The following is a 24,594-nucleotide window of genomic DNA, read 5'->3' as shown; positions in this document are numbered from 1 at the left end:
GCATCCCGCCCCCGCCGCACGAGCGCCTGTCCCCGCAGGGGGACTGGCGCCTGCCCTATCCCGCCCGCACCGCACGGACGCCTGTCCCCGCAGGAACATGCCCTTTGCCGCCAGATTCCCCCGCACATTTCCGAACTTCACTTTTTTTGCTTAAGTCCGTCGCAAACCTGCCGTAATCCAGGCAACAAAGGAAATCGCGGCGCTGTGCAAGCGAAAGTCCGATGTTACAGATGGGCGGCCTAGCTGCCCGGTTTGAAGAAGCCTTTCTCTCTTGGGAGCCTCAACATGGCTGCAGTCATCAATACCAACTACTTGTCGCTGGTTGCCCAGAACAACCTGAACAAGTCCCAATCGGCCCTGGGTAGCGCCATCGAGCGCCTGTCGTCGGGTCTGCGCATCAACAGCGCCAAGGACGACGCGGCCGGCCAGGCCATCGCCAACCGCTTCACCGCCAACGTCAAGGGCCTGACCCAGGCTGCCCGCAACGCCAACGACGGCATCTCGATCGCCCAGACGACCGAAGGCGCGCTGAACGAAATCAACAACAACCTGCAGCGCATCCGCGAACTGACGGTTCAGGCCTCCAACGGCACGAACTCGGCTTCGGACATCGACTCGATCCAGCAGGAAGTCAACCAGCGCCTGGAAGAAATCAACCGCATCGCCGACCAGACCGACTTCAACGGCATCAAGGTCCTGAAGTCCAAGACGGACGACGTGACCCTGTCGATCCAGGTCGGCGCCAAGGACAACGAAACGATCGACATCAAGATCGCCGCCAACCAGTCCTGGAACATTTACGACGCCGCTGGTGCGATCCCCGGCACCCAGGTTAACGGCGAAGCCCGCAAAGTGGCCGCCCTGGGCTTTGACGTGCTGTCCGCTGCTGCGAGCACCGTTGCTGCAGATACCGTTTCGTTCGATGCCGCCGTGGCTGCTGCCATCGCTGGCCATGCTGGCGCCACGGGTGGCGAGGTCCGCTCGTACGGCGACGCAGCCAACCCGCAATACGCCGTGGTGCTGGCTGACGCGGGCGGCGACATCGCAGCCTATGCCCTGACCTTCGACAAGGATGGCAAGGCCGCTCTGGGCGACGAACTGGGCGCGGTTGCTTCGCAAGCCGCTCTCGCCTCGACGACTGTTATCGCCAACACCGACACGGTCACCGTGTCCGGCGGCAACGCCGACGCGCTGTCCAAGCTGGACGACGCCATGAAGGCCGTGGACGAACAGCGCAGCTCGCTGGGCGCGATCCAGAACCGTTTCGAATCGACCGTTGCCAACCTGAACAACACGATCACGAACCTGTCGGCCGCCCGTTCGCGCATCGAAGATTCGGACTACGCGACCGAAGTGTCGAACATGACCAAGAACCAGATCCTGCAACAGGCTGGCACCTCGGTCCTGGCCCAGGCCAACCAAGTCCCGCAAAACGTCCTGTCGCTGCTGCGCTAAGCATCGGCACACCCCGGGCGGGCACAACCCGCCCGGGGCCATGGCAGTACGTACGCCCGGCCGCCTCACCGCGCCGGGCGTTTTTGCGTCCGGGGCGTGAGCAGGCGCCTGTCCCCGCGGGGACAGGCGCCTGCCCACGCCCCGCCCTCTTGCGTTGGCCAATGTGCCGCGCCAACGCACAAGGGCCCCGCGAGGGGCCCTTGTGCTGCCATGCCGCGCGCCTTACTTCTTGCGCATCGGCGGCAGGTCGGTGCACACGCCTTCGGCGACTTCGGCGGCCATGCCGACCGATTCGCCCAGGGTCGGGTGCGGGTGGATGGTCTTGCCGATGTCGACCATGTCCGCACCCATTTCGATGGCCAGGGCGATTTCGCTGATGAGATCGCCCGCGTGCGTGCCGACGATGCCGCCGCCGACGATGCGGTGGGTCTCGGCGTCGAACAGCAGCTTGGTGAAGCCCTCGTCGCGGCCGTTGGCGATGGCGCGGCCGGAGGCCGCCCACGGGAACAGACCCTTCTCGACCTTGACGCCCTGCTTCTTCGCCTCGTCCTCGGTCAGGCCCACCCAGGCCACTTCCGGATCGGTGTAGGCCACCGACGGGATGACGCGCGCGTCGAAGAACGACTTCTCGCCATGGGCCGCCTCGGCCGCCACGTGGCCTTCGTGCACGGCCTTGTGCGCCAGCATGGGCTGGCCGACCACGTCGCCGATGGCGTAGATGTGCGGCACGTTGGTGCGCATCTGGCGGTCCACCTCGATGAAGCCGCGCTCGGTGACGGCCACGCCGGCGCGCTCGGCGCCGATCTTCTTGCCGTTGGGGCTGCGGCCCACGGCCTGCAGCACCAGGTCGTAGCGCTGCGGCTCCTTGGGCGCGCCCTCGCCCTCGAAGCTGACGTAGATGCCGTCCTTGCGGGCCTCGGCGCCTACCGTCTTGGTCTTGAGCATGATGTTGTCGAAGCGCGGCGCGTTCATCTTCTGCCACACCTTGACCAGGTCGCGGTCGGCGCCCTGCATCAGGCCGTCGAGCATTTCCACCACGTCCAGGCGCGCGCCCAGGGTGGAGTACACCGTGCCCATTTCCAGGCCGATGATGCCGCCGCCGATGATCAGCATCTTCTTGGGGATGGCGCGCAGCTGCAGCGCGCCGGTGGAGTCCACGATGCGTTCGTCGTCGGGCAGGAACGGCAGTTTCACCGACTGGCTGCCGGCGGCGATGATGGCCTGCTTGAAGCGGATGGTCTGCTTCTTGCCTTCGCCGTCGGTCACCGTGAGGTGGTGCGGGTCGGCGAACTCGCCCGTGCCGGTGACCACGCGCACCTTGCGCGCGCGGGCCATGCCGGCCAGGCCGCCGGTCAGCTTGGCGACCACGCCGTCCTTGTAGCCGCGCAGCTTGTCCAGGTCGACCTTGGGCTCGCCGAAGCTGATGCCATGGGCGGCCAGCGCGCGCGCTTCGTCGATCACCGCGGCGTTGTGCAGCAGCGCCTTGGAGGGAATGCAGCCCACGTTCAGGCACACGCCGCCCAGGGTGGCATAGCGCTCGACCATCACGGTGTCCATGCCCAGGTCGGCGGCGCGGAAGGCGGCCGAATAGCCGCCGGGGCCCGCGCCCAGCACCAGCATGTCGCATTCGAGGTCGGCCGAGCCGCTGTAGGCGGCCGCAGCCGGCGCGCTCGCCTTGGCGGCCGGCGCCTTCGGTGCCTCCGCCTTCGGCGCCTCGGCCTTGGGCGCGGCGGCGGCCTCGCCGGCCGCCTCCACGTCCAGGATGACCGTGCCCTCGGCGACCTTGTCGCCCACCTTGACCTTGACCGATTTCACCACGCCCGCCGACGAGGCCGGGATTTCCATCGACGCCTTGTCCGACTCGACCGTGATCAGGCTTTGCTCGGCCTTGATGGTGTCGCCGGCGGCGACCAGCACCTCGATGACTTCGACTTCCTTGAAGTCACCGATGTCGGGCACCTTGATTTCCACGATATTGCTCATCGATTGCCCCCGTTACAGCGCGATGCGGCGGAAGTCGGCCAGCAGCTGGCCGAGATAGGCGTTGAAGCGCGCCGCCGAAGCGCCGTCGATGACGCGGTGGTCATAGGACAGCGACAGCGGCAGGGTCAGGCGCGGCACGAACTGCTTGCCGTCCCAGACCGGCTTGTGGGCCGAGCGCGACACGCCCAGGATGGCCACTTCGGGCGCGTTGATGATGGGCGTGAAATGCGTGCCGCCGATGCCGCCCAGCGACGAGATCGAGAAGCAGCCGCCCTGCATCTCGGCGGGCGAGACCTTGCCTTCGCGGGCCTTCCTGGCCAGCTCGGAGGTTTCGCGGGCCAGCTCCAGGATGCCCTTCTTGTCGGCGTCGCGCACCACCGGCACCACCAGCCCGTTGGGCGTGTCGGCGGCGAAGCCGATGTGGTAGTACTGCTTGAGCACCAGGTTGTCGCCATCCAGCGAGGCGTTGAACTCGGGGAATTTCTTCAGCGCCGCGACCACCGCCTTGATCAGGAAGGCCAGCATGGTGACCTTGACGCCCGATTTCTCGTTTTCCTTGTTCAGCGCCACGCGCAGCGCCTCCAGGTCGGTGATGTCCGCTTCGTCGTTGTTGGTGACGTGCGGGATCATGACCCAGTTGCGGTGCAGGTTGGCGCCCGAGATCTTCTTGATGCGCGACAGCGGCTTGGCTTCGATGGGGCCGAACTTGGTGAAATCGATCTTGGGCCACGGCAGCAGCCCCAGCGCGGCGCCATCGCCGCCGCCCGAGGCGCCAGCCGGCGCGCCGGCCGACAGCGCCTGCTTCACGTAGGCGCGCACGTCATCGGCCGTGATGCGGCCCTTCGCGGCCGAGCCGGTGACGCGGCTCAGGTTCACGCCCAGCTCGCGCGCGAACTTGCGCACCGACGGCGAGGCATGCGGCAATTGGCCGGGCTTGAGGTCTTCGTCCTGCAGCGCGGCGGCCGGGGCGGGCCGCTGCGCCGGAGCCGGAGCCGGCGCCGAAGCCGGGACCGACGCGGCAGGCTCGGCTGCCGCCTGCGCCTCGGCCTTGGCGGCCGGGGCGGCTGCGCCCTGGCCCTGCACCACGGCGATGACCGTGCCCATCGCGACCTTGTCGCCTACCTTGACCTTGAGCGACTGCACCACGCCGCCCGCCGAGGCCGGGATTTCCATCGAGGCCTTGTCGGACTCCACCGTGATCAGGCTTTGCTCGGCCTTGATCGTGTCGCCCTCGGCGACCAGCACCTCGATGACCTCGACTTCCTTGAAGTCGCCGATATCGGGCACCTTGACTTCGATCGGGCCGGCGGCGGCCGGCGCCTCGGCCTGGGGCGCCTCGGCCTTCGCGGCGTCGGCCTTGGGCGCCTCGGCGGCCTCGGGGGCCTGCTCGGCCTTGGGCGCGGCGGCGGCCTCGCCGGCCGCCTCCACTTCCAGGATGACCGTGCCCTCGGCGATCTTGTCGCCCACCTTGACCTTGACCGACTTCACCACGCCCGCGGCCGAGGCCGGAATCTCCATCGATGCCTTATCGGACTCCACCGTGATCAGGCTTTGCTCGGCCTTGATCGTGTCGCCCGCCGATACCAGCACCTCGATGACTTCCACCTCCTTGAAGTCACCGATGTCCGGTACCTTGATTTCCACGATATTGCTCATGTCTGTTTACCCTCAGGCGTGATGCGGGTTGGCTTTGTTCGGGTTGATGCCGTACTTCTTGATGGCTTCGGCGACCTTGGCGGCCGGAATCTTGCCCTCGTCGGCCAGCGCGCGCAGCGAGGCCAGCACCACGAAGTGGCGGTCGACCTCGAAATGCTCGCGCAGCTTGTAACGGAAGTCCGAGCGGCCAAAACCGTCGGTTCCCAGCACCTTGTAGGTACGGTCCTTGGGCACGAACGGGCGGATCTGGTCGGCGAACAACTTCATGTAGTCCGTCGAGGCGATGATCGGGCCTTCGCTCTTGGCCAGCTGCGTGGTCACGTACGGCACCTGCTGCTTGCCTTCCGGATGCAGCAGGTTGTGGCGCTCGGCGTCCAGGCCGTCGCGGCGCAGCTCGGTGAAGCTGGTCACGCTCCAGATATCGGACGCCACGCCCCAGTCGGCTTCCAGCAGTTCCTGGGCCGCCATCACTTCGCGCAGGATGGTGCCCGAACCCATCAGCTGCACGCGCTGCTTGCCCTTGCCGTGCGACTTCAGCTTGTACATGCCGCGGATGATGCCTTCCTCGTCGCCGGCGGTCAGGCCCGGCTGCGGGTAGTTCTCGTTCATCACGGTCAGGTAGTAGTAGACGTTCTCCTGGTCCTCCACCATGCGCTTGAGGCCATGCTGGATGATGACGGCCAGCTCATGGGCGAACGTCGGGTCGTACGAGACGCAGTTCGGGATGGTCGAGGCCAGCAGGTGGCTGTGCCCGTCCTCGTGCTGCAGGCCCTCGCCGTTGAGCGTGGTGCGCCCGGCGGTGCCGCCCAGCAGGAAGCCGCGCGCCTGCATGTCGCCGGCCGCCCAGGCCAGGTCGCCCACGCGCTGGAACCCGAACATCGAGTAATAGATGTAGAACGGCACCATGATGCGGTTGTTGGTGGAGTACGACGTGGCCGCCGCCATCCACGAGCTCATCGCGCCCGCTTCGTTGATGCCCTCCTGCAGCAGCTGGCCGTCGGCCGACTCCTTGTAGTACATGACCTGGTCCTTGTCGACCGGGGTGTACTTCTGGCCTTCGGGCGCATAGATGCCGATCTGGCGGAACAGCCCTTCCATGCCGAAGGTGCGCGACTCGTCGGCCAGGATGGGCACCACGCGCGGACCGAGGTCCTTGTCGCGCAGGATCTGGTTGAGCACCCGCACGAAAGCCTGGGTGGTGGAGATCTCGCGCCCTTCCGCGGTGGGCTCGAGCACGGCCTTGAAGGCGTCCAGGGCCGGCGCCTTCAGTTGCTCGTCGGCCTTGGCGCGGCGCTTGGGCAGGTAGCCGCCCAGCGCCTTGCGGCGCTCGTGCAGGTACTGCATTTCGGGCGAATCTTCGGCCGGCTTGTAGTACGGCAGCTCTTCCAGCTTGTCGTCGGGAATCGGGATGCCGAAGCGGTCGCGGAACTCGCGGATCGAGTCGAGCTCCAGCTTCTTCTGCTGGTGGGTGGGGTTCTTGGCCTGGCCGACATGGCCCATGCCGTAGCCCTTGATGGTCTTGGCCAGGATCACGGTGGGCTGGCCGGCGTGCTTGCTGGCCGCGTCGAACGCCGCATAGACCTTGTGGGGGTCATGGCCGCCGCGGTTCAGGCGCCAGATGTCCTCGTCGCTCATGCGCGCGACCATCTCCAGCAGCTTGGGATGCTTGCCGAAGAAGTGCTCGCGCACGTACTTGCCGTCGTTGGCCTTGTACGCCTGGTATTCGCCGTCGACGGCCTCTTCCATGATGCGGCGCAGGATGCCTTCCTTGTCGTGCGCCAGCAGCGGGTCCCAGTAGCCGCCCCAGATCAGCTTGATGACGTTCCAGCCCGAGCCGCGGAAGTCGCCTTCCAGCTCCTGGATGATCTTGCCGTTGCCGCGCACCGGGCCGTCCAGGCGCTGCAGGTTGCAGTTGATGACGAAAATCAGGTTGTCCAGCTTCTCGCGCGCGGCCAGGGCGATGGCGCCCAGCGATTCGGGCTCGTCCATCTCGCCGTCGCCGCAGAACACCCACACCTTGCGGTTGCTGGTGTCGGCGATGCCGCGGGCATGCAGGTACTTCAGGAAACGGGCCTGGTAGATGGCCATCAGCGGGCCCAGGCCCATCGACACCGTGGGGAACTGCCAGAAATCCGGCATCAGCTTGGGGTGCGGATAGGAAGACAGGCCCTTGCCGTCGACTTCCTGGCGGAAATGGTTGAGCTGGTCCTCGGTCAGGCGGCCTTCCAGGTAGGCGCGGCCGTACATGCCCGGCGAGGTATGGCCCTGGAAGTACACCAGGTCGCCGCCGTGCTCTTCGGTCTCGCCATGCCAGAAATGGTTCTGGCCGCAGCCGATCATGGTGGCCAGCGAGGCGAACGAGGCGATATGGCCGCCCAGGTCGCCGCCGTCGGGCGGGTTGTGCTTGTTGGCGCGCACCACCATCGCCATGGCGTTCCAGCGCACGTACGAGCGGATGCGGGCTTCCAGCTCCAGGTTGCCGGGATGGGCAGGCTCCAGCCCCGGCGGAATCGTGTTCACGTAGGCGGTGTTCGGCGAGAACGGGATATGGGCGCCGGAACGGCGCGCCTCGTCGATCAGACGCTCCAGCAGGTAGTGCGCGCGCTGCGGTCCTTCACGGTCGAGGACGGCGGCCAATGCTTCCAGCCATTCCTGTGTCTCGAGGGTGTCTTCGTCATTGGCGGCCGCTAGGGCGCCAGCCTGGGCGAAAGAGGACATCGTGTGTCTCCTGTTGGGGTTTCTGGCCGCTTCCCGGCTTATCAGTGTGCGGGGCGCAAGGGTTGCCGGATGCCGGATACCATGTTACGCGTGGGTTGCGGACGGCTGCATTGTGCCGAAGCCGGCATTCTAAGTAGCAAGATTAACCCGTCGCAAGGAAATTTTCATGTTGCGGTACGGCATTTCATAATACAAAATCCGCTGTAGCGACAGTTATCGCGGAAATCCCCTTCCCCGGCAAGCAACAAGCCGCAACAGGCTCTAAAATGCCGGCTCCAACGGCAAGAAGTCCATGTCCAGCCCGCCCAAGTCCAATATTCCGATGTCGTTCCGTGACCACGCCCGCGCGCGCAGGCGTGGCGTGTACTGGCTGACGCCGGCGCTCGTGCTCGTCCTCTATATATGTGTGATGGGCGTGTTCTTCTGGCTGCAGCGCATCCACGACGACAGCGTCATGTTCGTCACCATCGACCAGGAGCTGCGCCAGCAGCGGCTGATCTGGGTGGTGCTGGCGCTGTCCTGCGTCATCGTGATCAGCCTGCTGATGCTGTGGCGCTATACGCGCTTTCGCTCCGAGGCCGAGGCCGCCCTGATCGCCGAGACGGGCTTTCGCCGCGCGATGGAGAACTCCATGTCCACCGGCATGCGGGTGCTGGATATGGAGGGACGCATCGCCTACGTCAATCCGGCGTTCTGCCGCATGATAGGCTGGAACGAAGCCGACCTGATCGGCCGCAGCCCGCCCTTTCCGTACTGGGTGCCCGGCCGCCACGAGCAGCACCAGCACACGCTGGAGGTGCTGACCTCGGGCAAGACGCCCAGCAGCGGGCTGGAGGTCGAGGCGCAGCGCCGCGACGGCTCGCGCTTCACGGCGCGCATGTACGTCTCGCCCCTGCTCGACCCCAACGGCGACCAGATCGGCTGGATGACCTCCATGACCGACATCACCGAACCCAAGCGCATCCGCGAGGCCCTGACCGCCGCGCACGAACGCTTCATGACCGTGCTCGAAGGCCTGGACGACGCCATCTCGGTCACCGCCGACACCCACGACGGACTGGAACTGCTGTTCGCCAACCGCACCTACCGGCGCGTGTTCGGCGCCCAGACCGGCGGCCACGACGAGCTGCTGGCCGGTCGGCGCGGCCGCTTCACCGACGAGTCGGTGGAGGTGTTCGCCCCCTCGGTGCAGCGCTGGTTCGAGGTGCACCACCGCATGCTGGCCTGGACCGACGGCCGCCGCGTGCGCATGCAGGTGGCGCGCGACATCACCGAGCGCCGCGTCCACGAGGAAGCCTCGCGCGTGCAGCAGGAGAAGATCCAGCTCACCAGCCGCCTGACCACCATGGGCGAGATGGCCTCGTCGCTGGCGCACGAGCTGAACCAGCCGCTGACCGCCATCGCCAACTACAGCATGGGCGCGGTGGCGCTGGTCAAGGCCGGCCACACCAGCCCCAACATGCTGCTGCCGGCGCTGGAGAAGGCCGCCTCGCAGGCCGAGCGAGCCGGCAAGATCATCAGCCGCATCCGCGAGTTCGTCAAACGCAGCGAACCGCGCCGCCAGCGGGTGGCGATCAGCCGCATCGTCGACAACGCCATCGGGTTCGCCGAGATCGACGCGCGCAAGCGCCGCATCCGCATCGAGCGCTTCGTGCCCTCGAACGCGCCCGACGTGCTGGCCGACCCCATCCTGATCGAACAGGTGCTGCTGAACCTGCTCAAGAATGGCCTGGAGGCCATGGAAAAGAGCGAGTCCGACGAGCTGAAAGTGGCCGTCATCCCGCACGAGCAGCACATCGAGGTGGCGGTGGTCGATCGCGGCCATGGGCTGCCCGAGCCGGAGCGCCTGTTCGAACCGTTCTTCAGCACCAAGTCGCAAGGACTGGGCATGGGGCTGAACATTTGCCGTACCATTATCGAGTCGCACCACGGCCGTCTGTGGGCGGATCCCAATCCTGCCGGCGGCACCATTTTCCGCTTTACACTGCCCTGCGCCACGCCCCAGTCGCAGGCACAGAACGACCAGTCCGAGGAGTTGCACGCATGAACACGCCCCACCTGTCGAGCACCGTATTCATAGTTGACGACGACGAAGCCGTGCGCGATTCCCTGCGCTGGCTGCTGGAAGCCAACGGCTACCGCGTACGCGCCTACGCCAGCGGCGAGAATTTCCTGGACGAGTACGACGCCAGCCAGATCGGCGTGCTGATCGCCGACGTGCGCATGCCGGGCATGAGCGGCCTGGAACTGCAGGAGCAGCTGATCGCCCGCAACGCCCCGCTGCCCATCGTGTTCATCACCGGCCACGGCGACGTGCCGATGGCGGTGTCGACCATGAAAAAGGGCGCCGTGGACTTCCTGGAAAAGCCGTTCAACGAATCCGACCTGCGCGAGATCGTGGCCCGCATGCTGGAGCAGGCGGTGCAGCGGATCAGCAAGTTCCAGGCGCAGAAAGACCACGAAGCCATGCTTGCCCGCCTGACGGCGCGCGAGCAACAGGTGCTGGAGCGCATCGTCGCCGGCCGCTTGAACAAGCAGATCGCCGACGACCTGGGCATCAGCATCAAGACCGTCGAGGCGCACCGCGCCAACATCATGGAAAAACTTGAAGTGACCACCGTAGCAGACCTGATGAAAGTGGCCCTGGCCAAACCCGAGGCCCACGCATGACCGCACGCATCATCGACGGCGCCGCCCTGTCGCAGCGCATTCGCGAAGAAGTCGCCCAGCGCGTGCAGGCGCTGACGGCCAAGGGCGTGCGCCCCGGCCTGGCGGTCGTGCTGGTGGGCGACGACCCCGCCTCGCAAGTCTATGTGCGCAACAAGGTCGCCGCCTGCGAGAAGGCCGGCCTGCATTCGGTCAAGGAGCAATACCCGGCCGACCTCACCGAGGCCCAGTTGCTCGAACGCATCGACGCGCTCAACCGCGACCCGTCCATCCACGGCATCCTGGTGCAGCTGCCGCTGCCCAGGCACATGGACGCGCACAAGGTGATCGAGGCCATTGCCGCCGAGAAGGACGTCGACGGTTTCCACATCAGCAATGCCGGCCTGCTCATGACCGGCCAGCCGCTGTTTCGCCCCTGCACGCCCTACGGCGTGATGAAGATGCTCGAATCCGAAGGCGTGGCCCTGCGCGGCGCCGAGGCGGTCATCGTGGGCGCCAGCAATATCGTCGGCAAGCCGATGGCGATGCTGCTGCTGCAGGCGGGCGCGACCATCACCATCTGCAACTCCAAGACCCGCGACCTGGGCGCCCAGACGCGCCGCGCCGACGTGCTGGTGGTGGCCACCGGCAAGCCCGGCATGATCGACGGCTCGATGATCAAGCCCGGCGCCGTGGTCATCGACGTCGGCATCAACCGCGGCGCCGACGGCAAGTTGTGCGGCGACGTCGACATGGCCTCGGCCCGCGAAGTGGCCGGCGCCATCTCGCCGGTGCCCGGCGGCGTCGGCCCCATGACCATCGCCATGCTGCTGGTCAATACGGTTGAAGCGGCCGAACGCGCTGCCGCGTAAGGCCCTGCCCCACGCAGCCAGGCGCGCCGCGCCTGGCATGCCCGCCTTGCAATCCGCCCGTCCGTCCCCACTCTCATGGCATGCGCGCCCTTCGGGCCGCGCCCGCTCGTCCACGGAATTCCCAAGCCCATGACCCAGAATCCCCTGCTTGCGCCGGTCGCCGACCTGGTCGACTACGCCGCCGTCAAACCCGAACACATCGTGCCGGCCGTCCAGGCCCTGCTGGATATCGCCCGCGCGGCGGTCAAACACGCGGCCGACCCGGCCCTGCCCGCCACCTGGGACGCCGTGGTGGCGCCCCTGGACAGCGCATCCGAGCGCCTGTGGCGCGCCTGGTCGGTGGCCGGCCACCTGAACGCGGTGGTCAACACGCCCGTGCTGCGCGAGGCCTACAACGCCGCGCTGCCGCTGGTCACCGAGTTCTCCACCTGGGTCGGCCTGCACGAAGGCCTGTATCGCCAGTACCAGCGCCTGCAGGCCGCCGAGGATTTCGCGGCCTGGCCGCCGGTGCGCCGCCGCGTGGTCGAGCTGGCGCTGCGCGACTTCCGCCTCAGCGGCGTCGAGCTGCAAGGGGCCGCGCGCGAACGCTACGCCGAGATCTCCGACCGCGAGGCCCAGGCATCGCAGAAGTTCTCCGAGAACGTGCTCGACGCCATCGACGCGTGGTCGCTGCTGGTCGACGACCAGGCGCGCCTGGACGGCATCCCGGCCGACGTGCTGGCCGCGGCGCGCAAGGCGGCCGAGGACGATGGCGCCACCGGCTGGAAGCTGACGCTGAAAATGCCCTGCTACCTGCCCGTCATGCAGTACGCGCGCGACCGCGCCCTGCGCGAAACCCTGTACCGCGCGTACGGCACCGTCGCGTCCGAACATGGCGACGCCGCCTACGACAACTCGCCGCTGATCGAAGAACTGCTGCAGCTGCGCGCCGACGAAGCCGGGCTGCTGCAGTACCCCACCTTCGCCGCCCTGCGCCTGCAGACCCGCATGGCGCGCGACGCCACCGAAGTCGTGGACTTCCTGCGCGACCTGGCGCGCCGCGCCAAGCCGTACGCCGAACGCGACCTGGCCGAATTGCAGGCCTTCGCCGCCGGCGAGCTGGGCCTGGCCGAGCTGCAGCCCTGGGATGTGCCCTTCGCCGCCGAGCGGCTGCGCGAGTCGCGCTATGCCTATTCGGAAGACGAGATCAAGCAGTACTTCACCGAGCCGCGCGTGCTGGCGGGCCTGTTCGAGGTCATCGAGACGCTGTTCGACGTGCGCCTGCGCGAAGTGCCGGTGTCGTCCTGGCATGCCGACGTGCGCGGCGTGCGGGTCGAAAGCCCGGCCGGCGCGACGCTGGGTCATCTTTACCTCGACCTGTACGCGCGCGCCGGCAAGCAAAGCGGCGCCTGGGTCGACAGCGAGCGCAGCCGACGCCGCGTGCAAGGCGATCTGCAGACGCCGGTCGCCTACCTGACCTGCAACTTCTCGCGCCCCAATGGCGACAAGGCCGCGCTGCTCACGCACGATGACGTCATCACGCTGTTCCACGAAACCGGCCACGCGCTGCACGCCCTGCTGTCCGAAGTGGACGAGCCCGGCGCGGCGGCGTTCGCCAGCGTCGAATGGGACGCCATCGAACTGCCGTCGCAGTTCATGGAGAACTTCTGCTGGGAATGGAGCGTGGTGCAGAAGCTGTCGGCCCATGTCGAAACCGGCCAGCCGCTGCCGCGCGATCTCTACGACCGCCTGGTGGCGGCGCGCAACTTCCAGAGCGGCATGCAGACCGTGCGCCAGATCGAGTTCGCGCTGTTCGACATGATGCTGCACGACCGCCCGCAAGGCGCGCCCATCGCCGACGTGCTGGCGCTGCTGCAGCAGGTGCGCCAGGAAGTCGCAGTGCTGTTCCCGCCCGCGTGGCATCGCCTGCCCCACAGCTTCTCGCACCTGTTTGCCGGCGGTTATGGCGCCGGGTACTACAGCTACAAGTGGGCCGAGGTGCTGTCGGCCGACGCGTACGAAGCCTTCGAGGAAGCCGCCCGCCAGGGCGAGCCGGCCGCCACCACGCTGGACGGCGCCACCGGCGCGCGCTTTCGCAAGGAAATCCTCGCCGTCGGCGGCGCCCGCCCCGCCGCCGACTCCTTCCGCGCCTTCCGCGGCCGCGAACCCCGCATCGACGCCCTGCTGCGGCACAGCGGCATGCAAGCCTGACCTCTCAGGTGCCTGTCCCCGCATGAAGCCTGACCTCTCAGGTGCCTGTCCCCGCGGGGACTGGCACCTGCTGACTTCTGACGCCTGACGCCTCAGGTGCCTGTCCCCGCGGGGACAGGCACCTCTGCCCCCCTCCCCCCGCGCCCCTCCCGCCCCGACGCGGTAGAATCCCCAGGTCCTTCCCACTCATGCGCGCGCCGCATCGGCGCCTGGCTGTATCTACCATGTACTCACCTCTTTCCGGCCGCGCGTGGCGCGGCCTGCTCCTGGCGATGTTGATGCTGCTGGCGGCGTGCAGCGAACGTTCGGCGGATTGGTCGCTGTACAACGTCAAGGGCCATCTGCCCGACCTGAAGTTCAGCCTGCCGGGCGCGCACGGCAAGACCGTCAGCAGCGACGACCTCAAGGGCAAGACGGTATTGCTGTTCTTCGGCTACGCCAGCTGCCCCGACGTCTGCCCCACCACCATGGCGCAACTGACGGCGGTGCTGCAGCAACTGGGCGAGCAGGCCAGGGACGTGCGCATCCTGTTCGTCAGCGTCGACCCGCATCGCGATACCCCGGACATCCTGCAGGCCTATGTCAATGCGTTCAACAACAACGCGATCGGCGTGACCGGCAACGAAAAGCAGATCGCCGACCTGGCGCGGCGCTATCGGGTGGCCTACCAGATCGAGAAGCCCAAGCCGGGCGACGACGCCGATATCTACGACGTCACCCACAGCCGCGGCGTCTATATCTTCGACAACCAGGGCAAGGCGCGCCTGCTGGCCTCCGACACGGACACCATCGACACCATGGTCAAGGACCTGCGCCAGCTCATCGCGCAGACCCAATGATCCGGACCGCGCCCCAGGGCGCGGTTGTTGCTTTTGCGCCCCACCGCGCGGCAATCCCCTGCGGTCGTACGTGTTGTTACAGCGTCGGGCGCACGGCCATGGGTATCATGGCCGCACCATTTCGCCACCACGAAGGAGCGCGCGTATGAGCATCATCATCATGATCATCGTCGGGTTTGTCGTCGGACTGATCGCCCGGGCCATCATGCCGGGAGACCAGAACATGGGCTACATCATGACGACGATCCTGGGCATCATCGGATCGGTGGTCGCCGGTTTCCTGGGCCAGCAACTGGGCTGGTACGCACCGGGCGAACCCGCGGGCTGGATCGGTTCGGTCGTCGGCGCGATCATCGTGTTGTTCGTCGTGGGCCTGGTCGCCAAGAAGCGCGCCTGACCCCCGCCACTGCGCAAACAGACAGGCCGGCATCTTGCCGGCCTGTCTGTTTTGGACGGCCGCGCGCGATCAGCCGGCCTGCGCCGCCGCCACCGTGCGCTCGGACCAGCCGCCGCCCAGCGCCTTGTAGAGCTGGATCAGGTTGGACAGGCGCGCCAGCCGCGTCTCGACCAGCGTCTGCTGCGCCGTATACAGCGAACGCTGCGAATCCAGCACGCTGAGATAGTTGTCGATGCCCTGCTGGTAACGCTGCTGCGACAGGTCGTAGGCGCGCTGGTTGGCCTGCACCAGCAGTTCCTGCGACCGGATCTGCTCCTGCAATGTGCCGCGGCCGGCCAGCGCGTCGGAGACCTCGCGGAACCCGCTCTGGATGGCCTGCTCGTAGCGCGCGATGCCGATATCCTTCTGGATCTTGGCCAGGTCCAGGCTGGCGCGCAGCGCCCCGCCCGCGAAGATCGGCACGCTGATCTGCGGCGCGAAACTCCAGGCGCCCGACCCGGCATCGAACAGGCCGCCCAGGCTGGCGCTGGCCGTGCCGGCCGAGCCGGTCAGGCTGATGCGCGGGAAGAACGCCGCGCGCGCCGCGCCGATGCTGGCGTTGGCGGCTTGCAGCTGGTGCTCCGCCGCGCGGATATCCGGCCGGCGCGCGAGCAGATCCGACGGCAGGCCCGCCGGCAGGTCGGCCAGGACCACGCCATCGGGCAGCGCCACGGCCTGGTCCAGCTGCGCGCCGATCCCGGCCGGCAGCGGCTGGCCCACCAGCAGCACCAGCGCGTTGCGGTCCTGCGCCGCCATGCGCGTGTACTGCGACAGATTGCGCTCGGCGGTGCGCAGCGAAATCTCGGCCTGGCTCAGGTCCAGTTCGGTCGCCACGCCCAGGTCGTAGCTCTGGCGGGTCAGCTTGTACGACTCCTGCTGGGCCGCCAGCGTCTGGCGCGTCAGCGCCAGCAGTTCCTGGTCGGCGCGCAGGGTCAGGTAGGCGTTGGCGGTCTCGGCCACCAGCGTCAGCTGGGTGGCCAGGCGCGTTTCGTCCTGGGCCAGATAGAGCTGCAGCGCCTGCTCGCTGAGGCTGCGGATGCGCCCGAACAGGTCCAGCTCCCAGGTCGACAGGCTGGCGCCGACCTGATAGCTGCGGCTGATGCCGGCCTGTCCGCTCGGGTTGAGGTCGGCCGGGGTGCGCTGCACCGAGCCGGTGCCGCCCACGCCCACGCTGGGCGCGAGATCGGCGCGCTGGATGCGGTACTGCGCGCGCGCCGCCTCCACGTTGAGCGCGGCGACCCGCAGGTCGCGGTTGTTGGCCAGCGACAGCGCCAGCAGTTCCTGCAGCAGCGGGTCGCCGAAGAAGTCGCGCCAGCCCACGTCGGCGGCGGCCGGCGCGCCCGCGGCGGCCTGGCCCGGCGCGCCGTAGGCCGGGCCGGACGGATAGGCCGCGTCGACCGGCGCCTGCGGGCGCTCGTAGGTGGGCGCCAGCGAGCAGCCGGCCAGGGCCGTGGCCACGGCAAGGGACAACAAGGTTCTCATGACGGCAGGTTTCATTGCGGCTGTCCTCCGTGCGTGGCCGGCTGGGCGCCGCCATGCGGGTCGTCGTCCTCGCGGTTCTCCGAGGCGCGCTTGACCTTGAACAGGCGCAGGGTAAGGACAAAGAACAGGGGCACGAAGAAGATCGCCAGGAAGGTGCCGGTGAGCATGCCGCCGATCACGCCCGTGCCGATGGCGTTCTGGCTGCCCGAGCCGGCGCCCGTGGAAATGGCCAGCGGCACCACGCCCAGGATGAACGCCAGCGACGTCATCAGGATGGGGCGCAGACGCTGGCGCGCGGCGTGCACCGCCGCCTCGGTCAGGCTGGCGCCCTCCTCGTAGTGCTCCTTGGCGAACTCCACGATCAGGATGGCGTTCTTGGCGGCCAGCCCGATGGTGGTCAGCAGCCCCACCTGGAAGTACACGTCGTTGGACAGGCCCCGCGTCAGGGTGGCCAGCAAGGCCCCCACCACGCCCAGCGGCACCACCAGCATCACCGCGGTGGGAATGCTCCAGCTTTCATAGAGCGCGGCCAGGCACAGGAACACCACGATCAGCGAGATCGCGTACAGCGCCGGCGCCTGCGCGCCCGACAGGCGCTCCTCGAACGACAGGCCGGTCCAGTCGTAGCCGATGCCCAGCGGCAGCTTGTCGGCCAGCCGCTCCATCTCGGCCATGGCGTCGCCCGAGCTGTAGCCCGGCGCGGCCTGGCCCTGGATGTTGTACGACGGCACGCCGTTGTAGCGGTTCAGCTTCTGCGGCCCGAAGGTCCATTGCGCCGACGAGAAGGCCGAGAACGGCACCATGTCGCCCGCGTTGTTGCGCACGTACCATTTGTCCAGGTCCTGCGGCAGCATGCGCGACGATGCCTCGCCCTGCACGAACACCTTCTTGACCCGGCCGCGGTCGATGAAATCATTGACGTAGGACGAGCCCCAGGCGGTGGCCAGCGTGTTGTTGATCTCGGTGATCGACACGCCGAGCGCGCGCGCCTTCTCGCGGTCGATGTCCAGCTGGTACTGCGGCGCGTCCTCGATGCCGTTGGGGCGCACGGCCACCAGCATGGGACTTGCGCCGGCCTCTTGCAGCAGCTGGTTGCGCGCCGCCAGCAGCTTCTCGTGGCCGACGCCGGCGCGGTCCTGCAGCTGGAAGTCGAAGCCGGTGGCGTTGCCCAGCTCCATCACCGCGGGCGGCGCGAACACGGCCGCCTGCGCGTCGCGCAACTCGGCGCGGAACTTGGCATTGGCGCGCGCGGCCACCGCGGCGGCGCGGTGCTCGGCGCCCTTGCGTTCGTTCCAGTCGCGCAGCTTGATGAACAGGATGGCGGCGTTCTGCCCGCGGCCGCCGAAGCTAAAGCCGTTGACCGCGAACACCGAGGCCACCGACTCCTTCTCGTCTTCCAGCAGGTACTTGACCGCCGCGTCGATGGTGGCCTGGGTGCGTTCGCTGGTGGCGCCGGCCGGCGCCTGCACCTGGGCGAACAGGATGCCCTGGTCTTCGTCCGGCAGGAACGCGGTGGGAATGCGCATGAACATCCAAGCCATACCCAGCAGGATCACCACGTAGATCAGCAACAGGCGCTTGGTGCGCCCCATGCTGCGGGCCACGTTGTTGGCATAGGCCTGGCTGGAACGCTCGAAGGTGCGGTTGAACCAGCCGAAAAAGCCCTTCTTGGAGCCATGGTGGCCCTTCGGGATGGGTTTGAGCATGGTGGCGCACAGCGCCGGCGTGAAGACAATGGCCACCACCACCGACAGCACCATGGACGAAACAATGGTGATGGAGAACTGGCGATAGATCACCCCGGTGGAACCGCCGAAGAACGCCATGGGCACGAACACCGCCGCCAGCACCATGGCGATACCGATCAGCGCGCCGGTGATCTGGCTCATCGACTTGCGGGTGGCCTGCCTGGGCGACAGCCCCTCCTCGGCCATCACGCGCTCGACGTTCTCGACCACCACGATGGCGTCGTCGACCAGCAGGCCGATGGCCAGCACCATGCCGAACATGGTCAGCGTGTTGATCGAATAGCCGAACGCCGCCAGCACCCCGAACGTGCCCAGCAGCACCACCGGCACGGCCAGCGTGGGGATGAGCGTGGCGCGCACGTTCTGCAGGAACAGGTACATCACCAGGAAGACCAGCAGCACCGCTTCGAACAGCGTCTTGACCACGCCCTCGATCGACAGGCTGACGAACGGCGTGGTGTCGTACGGATACACCACGTCCATGCCCGGCGGGAAGTACGGCTTGAGGCCGTTGATGGTCTCGCGCACCGCCTGGGCGGTATCGAGCGCGTTGGCGCCGCTGGCCAGCTTGATGGCCAGGCCCGAGGCGGGCTTGCCGTTGTAATAGCTGTCGATGGCGTACGTCTGCGCGCCCAGCTCGATGCTGGCCACGTCCTTCAGGCGCACCTGCGAGCCGTCGCTATTGACCTTGAGCAGGATGCGGCCGAAGGCTTCCGGGGTCTGCAGCCGCGACGGTCCGATCACCGTGGCGTTGAGCTGCTGGCCGCGCACCGCCGGCTGGCCGCCCAGCTGCCCGGACGAGACCTGCACGTTCTGCTCGCGGATCGCGGTGGTGACGTCGGAGGCGGTCAGGCCGAAATTGACCAGTTTCTCGGGGCTGATCCATATGCGCATGGCGTATGGCGCGCCGAACAGCTGGAAGTCGCCCACGCCGGGCGTGCGGCTGATCGGGTCCTGGATGTACGAGGCCACGTAGTCGGCCAGGTCGGACTTGTCCATGGTGCCGTCGGTGGACACGAAGCCGGCGACGATCAGGAAGTTCTTGGTGGCCTTGGTGACGCGGATGCCCTGCTGCTGCACTTCCAGCGGCAGCAGCGGCTGGGCCACCGCCAGCTTGTTCTGCACCTGCACCTGCGCCGTATCCGGGTTGGTGCCCTGCGAGAACGTGAGCGTGATCGACATGCTGCCGTCGGAATTGCTTTCCGACGAGATGTACTGCAGGTTGTCGATGCCGTTCATCTGCTGCTCGATGACCTGCACCACCGTGTCCTGCACGGTCTGGGCCGAGGCGCCAGGATAGGTCACGTTGATGCTGATGGCGGGCGGCGCGATGTTCGGATATTGCGCGACCGGCAGGCTCAGGATGGAGAGCGCGCCGGCCATCATCAGCACAATCGCGATCACCCAGGCGAACACCGGCCTGTCGATGAAAAACTTTGCCATGCGGGAACTCCCTTACTTCGCGGCGGCCGGTTGCGCGGCGGCCTTGGATGCGGGCGGACTCCATTCGGCCGCCTTGACCTCGGCGCCTGGACGCACGGATTGCAGGCCTTCGACGATCACGCGGTCGCCGGCGGCCAGGCCGCTGCTCACCAGCCATTGGTCGCCGATGGCGCGGTCGGTCTTGAGCGTGCGCAGTTCGACCTTGTTCTCGGCGTTGACCACCAGCGCGGTGGGCAGGCCGCGCTGGTTGCGCGTGACGCCGCGCTGCGGCACCAGCAGGCCCTCGGACGCCACGCCCTCGGCCAGCCGGGCGCGCACGAACATCCCCGGCAGCAGCTTGCGCTGCGGATTGGGGAACACGGCGCGCAGCAGCACCGAGCCGGTGCCCGGGTCGACGGTGACCTCCGAGAATTGCAGCTTGCCGTCCTGGTCGTACTGCGTGCCGTCTTCCAGCGTCAGCGTCACGCGCGCCGACTGCTCGCCAGCCTCGCGCTGCAGCAAACCGCTGTCCAGGGCGCTTTTCAGGCGTAGCAGCTGCACGCTGGACTGCGTCACGTCGACGTAGATGGGGTCGATCTGCTGGACCGCCGCGACCGCCGCGCTCTGGTTGGCCGTCACCAGCGCGCCTTCGGTGACGTTGGAGCGGCCGATGATGCCGCCGATCGGCGCCAGCACCTTGGTATAGACCAGGTTGATGCGCGCGGTGTCCAGCGCAGCCTTGGCCGCCAGGACGTCGGCCGAGGCCTGGTCGCGCGCGGCGACCGCGTCATCGTAGGCCTGCCGGCTGACCGCCCGCGTATCGACCAGCGGCTTGTAGCGCTGCACCAGCAAGGTGGCGGTCTTCAGCTGCGCCTGGACGCGCGCCAGCGCGGCCCGCCGGCTGTCGACCTCGGCCTGGTACAGCGCCGGATCGATCTGGTAGAGCTGCTGGCCGGCGGCGACTTCGCCGCCTTCGGTGAACAGGCGCTTCTGGACGATGCCGCTGACCTGCGGACGCACTTCGGCGATGCGGTAGGCGGCGGTGCGGCCAGGCAATTCGCTGGACAGCGCCACCGACTGGGTTTTCAGGGTGACCACCCCGACCTGCGGTTGCCCGCCTTGCTGCGCCGCCTGCTGTTCCTTGCCGCATGCGGCCAGCGTCAGGGTCAATGCCGCCAAGGAAAGCGCGGCGATGCCGCGCCCGACCAGATAGTTATTCTTCATAGCTTGCCTTTCCATTCAAACCAAGCGCCGGGATGCCTGTGCGCACCCGTTGCTCGCCACAACGCATAAAAGGAAACACACCGCCTCCGCCATGCGGGTTTGCCGGCCGGCTTGGTGCTGCGCTGCAAAACGAGCATTTTGCGTTATCCCGCGGTGGAAACAAACAACTTGTTTTCGAAAACATCATTCCAAATATGGGACAATTTCATATTCCGCCCTCTCACCATCCGCCATGAACCGTTTGCAAGGCATGGAACTCTTCGTCGAAGTGGCCAGGACGCTCAGCTTCAGCCGCGCCGCCGAGAACCTGGCCATTCCCAAATCCACCCTGTCGCGCCAGGTGGCCGAACTGGAGCGTTCGGTCGGCCTGAGGCTGCTCAGCCGTACCACGCGCCGGGTCGAGCTGACCGAAGCCGGGCAGCTTTACTTCGAGCGCTGCCAGCGCATCGTGGCCGAAGCCCGCATCGCCCATGAAGAGCTGCAGAACCTGGTCGAGACGCCGTCCGGTCCGCTGCGCGTGAACATGCCGGCCGACTTCGGCACCGACTTCCTGTCCGAGGCGTTCACGGAGTTCTCGCGCCGCTACCCCGAGGTCACCTTCTACCTGGACCTGGCCAGCCCCGAGCACGCCGAGCGGGTTTTCCAGACCTGCGATGTGTCGATCGAAATCGGCGATCTGCCCGACTCCACCCACATCGCCCGCCTGCTGGGCGTGCTGCCGGCCCACCTGTATGCGTCGCCCGATTACCTGGCGCGCCACGGCGAACCGCAACACCCCGACGACCTGCCCCGCCACGAATGCATTCAGTTCCGCGCCGGCACGGGCCGCGTCACGCGCTGGCCCCTGAACAGCGGCGAGCGCCACGTCGAGATCACCCCGGGCAACCGCTTTTCGGTCAACAGCGTGTCGATGGTGCGCAACCTGGCCACGCTGGGCGCCGGCATCGCGATCCTGGCGCCCATGGGCAATGTGCGCGAGGACATCGAATCGGGCCGTCTCAAGCGCATCCTGCCCGATTGGCTGGCCGGGCCGTTCCCGGTCTACGCGGTCACGGACACCCGCATGCTGCCGGCCAAGACCCGCATCTTCGTGGAATTCCTGATGGAGCGTCTGAGCAACAAGACACTGGCAGGCCAGAATAACCCGGCGTTTTTAAATTTGCGTTAATCGCCGGGCCGGCGGCGGCCGCTTGGAAATCGACTGAAACGGTTACGTCGCTCAGAAGCGTTCGTCGGCGCGCAGATAGCGCCATTGGCCCACCGGCAGGTCGCCCAGCGACACCCGGCCGATGCGCACCCGTTTCAAGCCCACCACCCGCAGCCCCACCAGCTCGCACATGCGGCGAATCTGGCGTTTCTTGCCCTCGCGCAGCACGAACCGCAGCTGGTCGGCGTTCTGCCAGCGCACCTGGGCGGGGCGCAATGGCTTGCCGTCCAGCGACAGGCCGTGGTTGAGCAGCGCCAGCCCCGCCTCGGACAGGCGGCCCTGCACCCGCACCAGGTATTCCTTGTCGACCTCGGAGTCTTCGCCGATCAGCTTCTTGGCGATACGGCCATCCTGCGTGAGGACCAGCAAGCCCTGCGAGTCGATGTCGAGCCGCCCGGCCACGGCCAGGCCCTGCAGCTGGCCGCGCTCGAAGCGCAGGGGCGCGCGGTCGCCCGCATAGCGCGAGCGCGCGTCGATCAGCGCCACCGCCGGGGTGTAGCCTTTCTCGGCCTGTCCCGATACATAGCCCACGGGCTTGTGCAGCAAGATGGTGACACGCGCGGTCTGGCGCGCGGCCGCGGCGCGCTCCAGCGTGATGGCCTGATCGGGAAAGGCGCGCGCGCCCAGCTCGGACACCACCACGCCGTCGACGCGCACCCAGCCCCGTTCGATATAGCTGTCGGCCTCGCGGCGCGAACAGAGCCCGCGCTCGGACATCAGCTTGGAGATGCGTACTTTTTCCATGGCGCGTATTGTAGAGCCTGCCTCACGGGCGCCGCGCCGGCTTGGCATAATACACAGCCATGACCACCCCCATTCCCCTTGCGCGCGGCTGGCTGCCCGCCGCGCCCTCGACGCTGGATCCCTTGCGCAAGTATTGGCTGTTCCGTCCCGGCGCGCTCACCGCCGGCCTGCGCCAGCTGGGCCACGTACGCCTGCGCGTGCTGGCAGAGTACCCGACCGGCGCGCCCCGCGACGAGGCCGACGGCATGCGCATCGCCGCGCAAAGCCCGGTCTGGGTGCGCGAAGTGCTGATGTCGATCGACGGCGTGGACAGCGTCGTGGCGCGCAGCCTCACGCCGCTGCGCGCCTCGCATGGCGTCTGGCAGGGCATGCGGCGCCTGCTGACGCGCCCGCTGGCCGACATGCTGTACCACGATCCCGGCATCCATCGTTCGGTCTTCGTATGCCGCCGGCTGGCCGCCGGCGTGCCCTTCCATGCCACCGCCATCGCGCGCGCGCCGGCCGGCGGCCCCGAGCCGGCGCTGTGGGCGCGCCGCTCCGCCTTCTGGCGCGCCGGCCAGCCGCTGCTGGTGGCCGAGTGCTTCCTGCCCGCCTTCTGGTCGCTGGCGCGCGCGCCTGTCGCGCCGCGCTGACGCCGCGGGCGGTTTTGACGCAGAATCAGGGTTGCGCGGCGGCCTGCCGCGCCCTGTTCGCGCCAGGTGCCCATGACCACGACCGCCGAATCGCCGAATATCCGCCGCAACACGCGCCTGCTCAGCTGTGCGCAGGCGCTGGGCGGAGCCAGCCCGGCCATCGTCATCTCGATGGGCGGGCTGGTGGGCCAGATGCTGGCCGGCGACCCGGGGCTGGCGACGCTGCCGGTCAGCCTGTACAACCTCGGCCTGGCCGCCGGCATCCTGCCCGCGGCCGCCATGATGCGCCGCCGCGGCCGGCGCGGCGGCTACCAGTTGGGCGCCCTGCTGGGCCTGCTGGGCGGCCTGCTGGCCGCCTGGGGCATCTGGAGCGGCCGGTTCGCGCTGTTCTGTACCGGCACGGCGCTGGCCGGCCTGTACGGCGCCTACGTGCAGAGCTACCGCCACGCCGTCACCGACGGCGTGCGCCCCGAGCACCGGCCGCGCGCCATTTCGGCCATCATGAGCGCCGGCCTGGTGGCGGCGGTGCTGGGCACCAATGCCGCCATCTGGACCCGCAACCTGTGGCCCGCCGCGCCCTTTGCCGGCAGCTTCGTCTCGCAGGCCGCGCTGGCGCTGCTGGCGCTGGGCGTCGTCAGCCGGCTGCGCGCGGTGCCGGTCGGCCTGGCCGCGGCGCAGGCCGGCCGGCCCCTGGCGCGCATCGCGCGCACGCCGCGCTTCATCATCGCGGCCGCGGCCGGCGTGGTGTCGTTCGGCTTGATGAGCCTGGTCATGACCGCCGCGCCGCTGGCCATGGTCGACTGCGGCCACAGCGTCGCCGCCGCGGCCCTGGGCATCCAATGGCATGTGCTGGCCATGTATGCCCCCAGCTTCGTCACCGGCCGGCTGATCGAGCGTTTCGGCAAGCTGCCGGTCACCGCGCTGGGCCTGGCGCTGATGCTGGCCGCGGCCGGCGTCTCGCTGACCGGCCTGAGCGTGCCGCATTTCTGGGCCGTGCTGGTCCTGCTGGGCGTGGGCTGGAACCTCGGCTTCATCGGCGCCACCGCCATGCTGGCCGACTGTTGCGAGCCGCACGAACGCCTGCGCGTCCAGGCGCTCAACGACCTGCTGGTATTCGGCTGCGTGGCCGCCGCTTCGTTCTCGTCCGGCCAGCTGCTGGCCCATGGCGGCTGGTCCATCGTCAATCTGACGGTCTTTCCCGCCGCCGCCGCCGTCCTGCTGCTGCTGGCCTGGCAAGAACGCAAGGCGCGCGGCTGATCCGGCGCGCCGTGGCTGCCCCGGGCGCCTGTCACCGCTGCGGCAGGGGTGCCTGTCCCCGCTGCGGCAAGGGTGCCTGTCCC

The 24,594-nt window shown here is 68.0% G+C and carries 17 protein-coding genes; 10 read left to right on the top strand and 7 right to left on the bottom strand.

The window, feature by feature from the left end; genetic code table 11:
• Positions 1-285 precede the first annotated feature (285 nt).
• On the top strand, positions 286-1,455 hold the full coding sequence (locus EL288_RS10780) for a flagellin FliC (RefSeq protein WP_033459589.1): 1,170 nt from the start codon (positions 286-288) through the stop codon (positions 1,453-1,455).
• Positions 1,456-1,677: 222 nt separating this feature from the next.
• Here the strand turns inward: EL288_RS10780 and lpdA are convergent, their stop codons facing one another.
• From lpdA to aceE, 3 genes are read right to left on the bottom strand one after another with little or no spacing between them, the layout of a single operon-like run.
• On the bottom strand, positions 1,678-3,438 hold the full coding sequence (gene lpdA / locus EL288_RS10775; protein ID WP_033459591.1) for a dihydrolipoyl dehydrogenase: 1,761 nt from the start codon (positions 3,436-3,438) through the stop codon (positions 1,678-1,680).
• A gap of 12 nt (positions 3,439-3,450) precedes the next feature.
• Positions 3,451-5,094: a dihydrolipoyllysine-residue acetyltransferase gene (gene aceF / locus EL288_RS10770; protein WP_033459592.1), complete on the bottom strand. Its 1,644-nt coding sequence runs from the start codon at positions 5,092-5,094 to the stop codon at positions 3,451-3,453.
• A 12-nt stretch (positions 5,095-5,106) separates the two neighbouring features.
• The gene (gene aceE, locus EL288_RS10765) at positions 5,107-7,812 is read right to left on the bottom strand and encodes a pyruvate dehydrogenase (acetyl-transferring), homodimeric type (RefSeq protein ID WP_003811941.1); all 2,706 of its coding nucleotides are present in this window, start codon (positions 7,810-7,812) and stop codon (positions 5,107-5,109) included.
• Between the two features lie 292 nt (positions 7,813-8,104).
• Between aceE and EL288_RS10760 the strand changes: the two genes are divergently transcribed.
• The 6 genes from EL288_RS10760 (at position 8,105) to EL288_RS10735 (ending at position 14,756) form a co-directional block, all read left to right on the top strand.
• Positions 8,105-9,859 carry a PAS domain-containing sensor histidine kinase gene (locus EL288_RS10760; protein ID WP_003811943.1) on the top strand — a complete coding sequence of 585 codons (1,755 nt, stop codon included), beginning with the start codon at positions 8,105-8,107 and terminating at the stop codon, positions 9,857-9,859.
• Entirely contained in the window at positions 9,856-10,482 is a 627-nt protein-coding gene (locus EL288_RS10755; RefSeq protein WP_003811946.1) for a response regulator transcription factor, read from the top strand. Before EL288_RS10760 ends, EL288_RS10755 begins: the two co-directional genes overlap by 4 nt.
• The gene (folD, locus tag EL288_RS10750; RefSeq protein ID WP_003811948.1) at positions 10,479-11,330 is read left to right on the top strand and encodes a bifunctional methylenetetrahydrofolate dehydrogenase/methenyltetrahydrofolate cyclohydrolase FolD; all 852 of its coding nucleotides are present in this window, start codon (positions 10,479-10,481) and stop codon (positions 11,328-11,330) included. Before EL288_RS10755 ends, folD begins: the two co-directional genes overlap by 4 nt.
• Before the next feature lie 75 nt (positions 11,331-11,405).
• Positions 11,406-13,520 (top strand): M3 family metallopeptidase, encoded by a 2,115-nt coding sequence (locus EL288_RS10745; RefSeq protein WP_080707692.1) that lies wholly within the window; start codon positions 11,406-11,408, stop codon positions 13,518-13,520.
• Between the two features lie 224 nt (positions 13,521-13,744).
• Complete coding sequence (locus tag EL288_RS10740; protein ID WP_033446818.1) at positions 13,745-14,359, top strand: SCO family protein; 615 nt, start codon at positions 13,745-13,747, stop codon at positions 14,357-14,359.
• 145 nt (positions 14,360-14,504) lie between these two features.
• Positions 14,505-14,756, top strand: a complete 252-nt coding sequence (locus tag EL288_RS10735) for a GlsB/YeaQ/YmgE family stress response membrane protein (protein WP_003811953.1) — start codon at positions 14,505-14,507, stop codon at positions 14,754-14,756.
• 69 nt (positions 14,757-14,825) lie between these two features.
• Here EL288_RS10735 and adeC read toward each other — a convergent pair whose 3' ends face one another.
• The 3 genes from adeC to EL288_RS10720 are packed head-to-tail and all read right to left on the bottom strand — an operon-like array spanning position 14,826 to position 20,671.
• Positions 14,826-16,292, bottom strand: a complete 1,467-nt coding sequence (adeC, locus tag EL288_RS10730; RefSeq protein WP_003811956.1) for an AdeC/AdeK/OprM family multidrug efflux complex outer membrane factor — start codon at positions 16,290-16,292, stop codon at positions 14,826-14,828.
• On the bottom strand, positions 16,289-19,468 hold the full coding sequence (locus tag EL288_RS10725; protein ID WP_033451100.1) for an efflux RND transporter permease subunit: 3,180 nt from the start codon (positions 19,466-19,468) through the stop codon (positions 16,289-16,291). Before EL288_RS10725 ends, adeC begins: the two co-directional genes overlap by 4 nt.
• 12 nt (positions 19,469-19,480) lie before the next feature.
• The gene (locus EL288_RS10720; protein WP_003817140.1) at positions 19,481-20,671 is read right to left on the bottom strand and encodes an efflux RND transporter periplasmic adaptor subunit; all 1,191 of its coding nucleotides are present in this window, start codon (positions 20,669-20,671) and stop codon (positions 19,481-19,483) included.
• Positions 20,672-20,903: 232 nt separating this feature from the next.
• On the opposite strand from EL288_RS10720, the gene EL288_RS10715 reads away from it, so the two are divergent.
• Complete coding sequence (locus EL288_RS10715; protein ID WP_225665747.1) at positions 20,904-21,839, top strand: LysR family transcriptional regulator; 936 nt, start codon at positions 20,904-20,906, stop codon at positions 21,837-21,839.
• Positions 21,840-21,890: 51 nt separating this feature from the next.
• On the opposite strand, the gene EL288_RS10710 is transcribed toward EL288_RS10715, so the two are convergent.
• The gene (locus EL288_RS10710) at positions 21,891-22,622 is read right to left on the bottom strand and encodes a pseudouridine synthase (RefSeq protein ID WP_003811964.1); all 732 of its coding nucleotides are present in this window, start codon (positions 22,620-22,622) and stop codon (positions 21,891-21,893) included.
• Between the two features lie 59 nt (positions 22,623-22,681).
• On the opposite strand from EL288_RS10710, the gene EL288_RS10705 reads away from it, so the two are divergent.
• On the top strand, positions 22,682-23,254 hold the full coding sequence (locus EL288_RS10705) for a chorismate--pyruvate lyase family protein (protein WP_010926548.1): 573 nt from the start codon (positions 22,682-22,684) through the stop codon (positions 23,252-23,254).
• A gap of 72 nt (positions 23,255-23,326) precedes the next feature.
• A complete protein-coding gene (locus EL288_RS10700; protein WP_033447190.1) occupies positions 23,327-24,511 on the top strand; it encodes an MFS transporter in 1,185 nt (394 codons plus the stop codon).
• The last annotated feature ends 83 nt before the right edge of the window (positions 24,512-24,594 follow it).

It is taken from the genome of Bordetella bronchiseptica (assembly GCF_900636925.1).
GTDB classification, from domain to species: Bacteria; Pseudomonadota; Gammaproteobacteria; order Burkholderiales; family Burkholderiaceae_B; genus Bordetella; species Bordetella pertussis.
Note: the sequence above shows the minus strand (reverse complement) of the source record. Positions and strands in the feature narration are given on the sequence as shown.

What these genes read in the sequence shown, in the direction of transcription:
- EL288_RS10780 (WP_033459589.1), top strand. Translation starts at nt 286, where the DNA reads ATGGCTGCAGTCATCAATACCAACTACTTGTCGCTGGTTGCCCAGAAC.
- lpdA (WP_033459591.1), bottom strand. Translation starts at nt 3,438, where the DNA reads ATGAGCAATATCGTGGAAATCAAGGTGCCCGACATCGGTGACTTCAAG.
- aceF (WP_033459592.1), bottom strand. Translation starts at nt 5,094, where the DNA reads ATGAGCAATATCGTGGAAATCAAGGTACCGGACATCGGTGACTTCAAG.
- aceE (WP_003811941.1), bottom strand. Translation starts at nt 7,812, where the DNA reads ATGTCCTCTTTCGCCCAGGCTGGCGCCCTAGCGGCCGCCAATGACGAA.
- EL288_RS10760 (WP_003811943.1), top strand. Translation starts at nt 8,105, where the DNA reads ATGTCCAGCCCGCCCAAGTCCAATATTCCGATGTCGTTCCGTGACCAC.
- EL288_RS10755 (WP_003811946.1), top strand. Translation starts at nt 9,856, where the DNA reads ATGAACACGCCCCACCTGTCGAGCACCGTATTCATAGTTGACGACGAC.
- folD (WP_003811948.1), top strand. Translation starts at nt 10,479, where the DNA reads ATGACCGCACGCATCATCGACGGCGCCGCCCTGTCGCAGCGCATTCGC.
- EL288_RS10745 (WP_080707692.1), top strand. Translation starts at nt 11,406, where the DNA reads ATGGCATGCGCGCCCTTCGGGCCGCGCCCGCTCGTCCACGGAATTCCC.
- EL288_RS10740 (WP_033446818.1), top strand. Translation starts at nt 13,745, where the DNA reads ATGTACTCACCTCTTTCCGGCCGCGCGTGGCGCGGCCTGCTCCTGGCG.
- EL288_RS10735 (WP_003811953.1), top strand. Translation starts at nt 14,505, where the DNA reads ATGAGCATCATCATCATGATCATCGTCGGGTTTGTCGTCGGACTGATC.
- adeC (WP_003811956.1), bottom strand. Translation starts at nt 16,292, where the DNA reads ATGAAACCTGCCGTCATGAGAACCTTGTTGTCCCTTGCCGTGGCCACG.
- EL288_RS10725 (WP_033451100.1), bottom strand. Translation starts at nt 19,468, where the DNA reads ATGGCAAAGTTTTTCATCGACAGGCCGGTGTTCGCCTGGGTGATCGCG.
- EL288_RS10720 (WP_003817140.1), bottom strand. Translation starts at nt 20,671, where the DNA reads ATGAAGAATAACTATCTGGTCGGGCGCGGCATCGCCGCGCTTTCCTTG.
- EL288_RS10715 (WP_225665747.1), top strand. Translation starts at nt 20,904, where the DNA reads ATGAACCGTTTGCAAGGCATGGAACTCTTCGTCGAAGTGGCCAGGACG.
- EL288_RS10710 (WP_003811964.1), bottom strand. Translation starts at nt 22,622, where the DNA reads ATGGAAAAAGTACGCATCTCCAAGCTGATGTCCGAGCGCGGGCTCTGT.
- EL288_RS10705 (WP_010926548.1), top strand. Translation starts at nt 22,682, where the DNA reads ATGACCACCCCCATTCCCCTTGCGCGCGGCTGGCTGCCCGCCGCGCCC.
- EL288_RS10700 (WP_033447190.1), top strand. Translation starts at nt 23,327, where the DNA reads ATGACCACGACCGCCGAATCGCCGAATATCCGCCGCAACACGCGCCTG.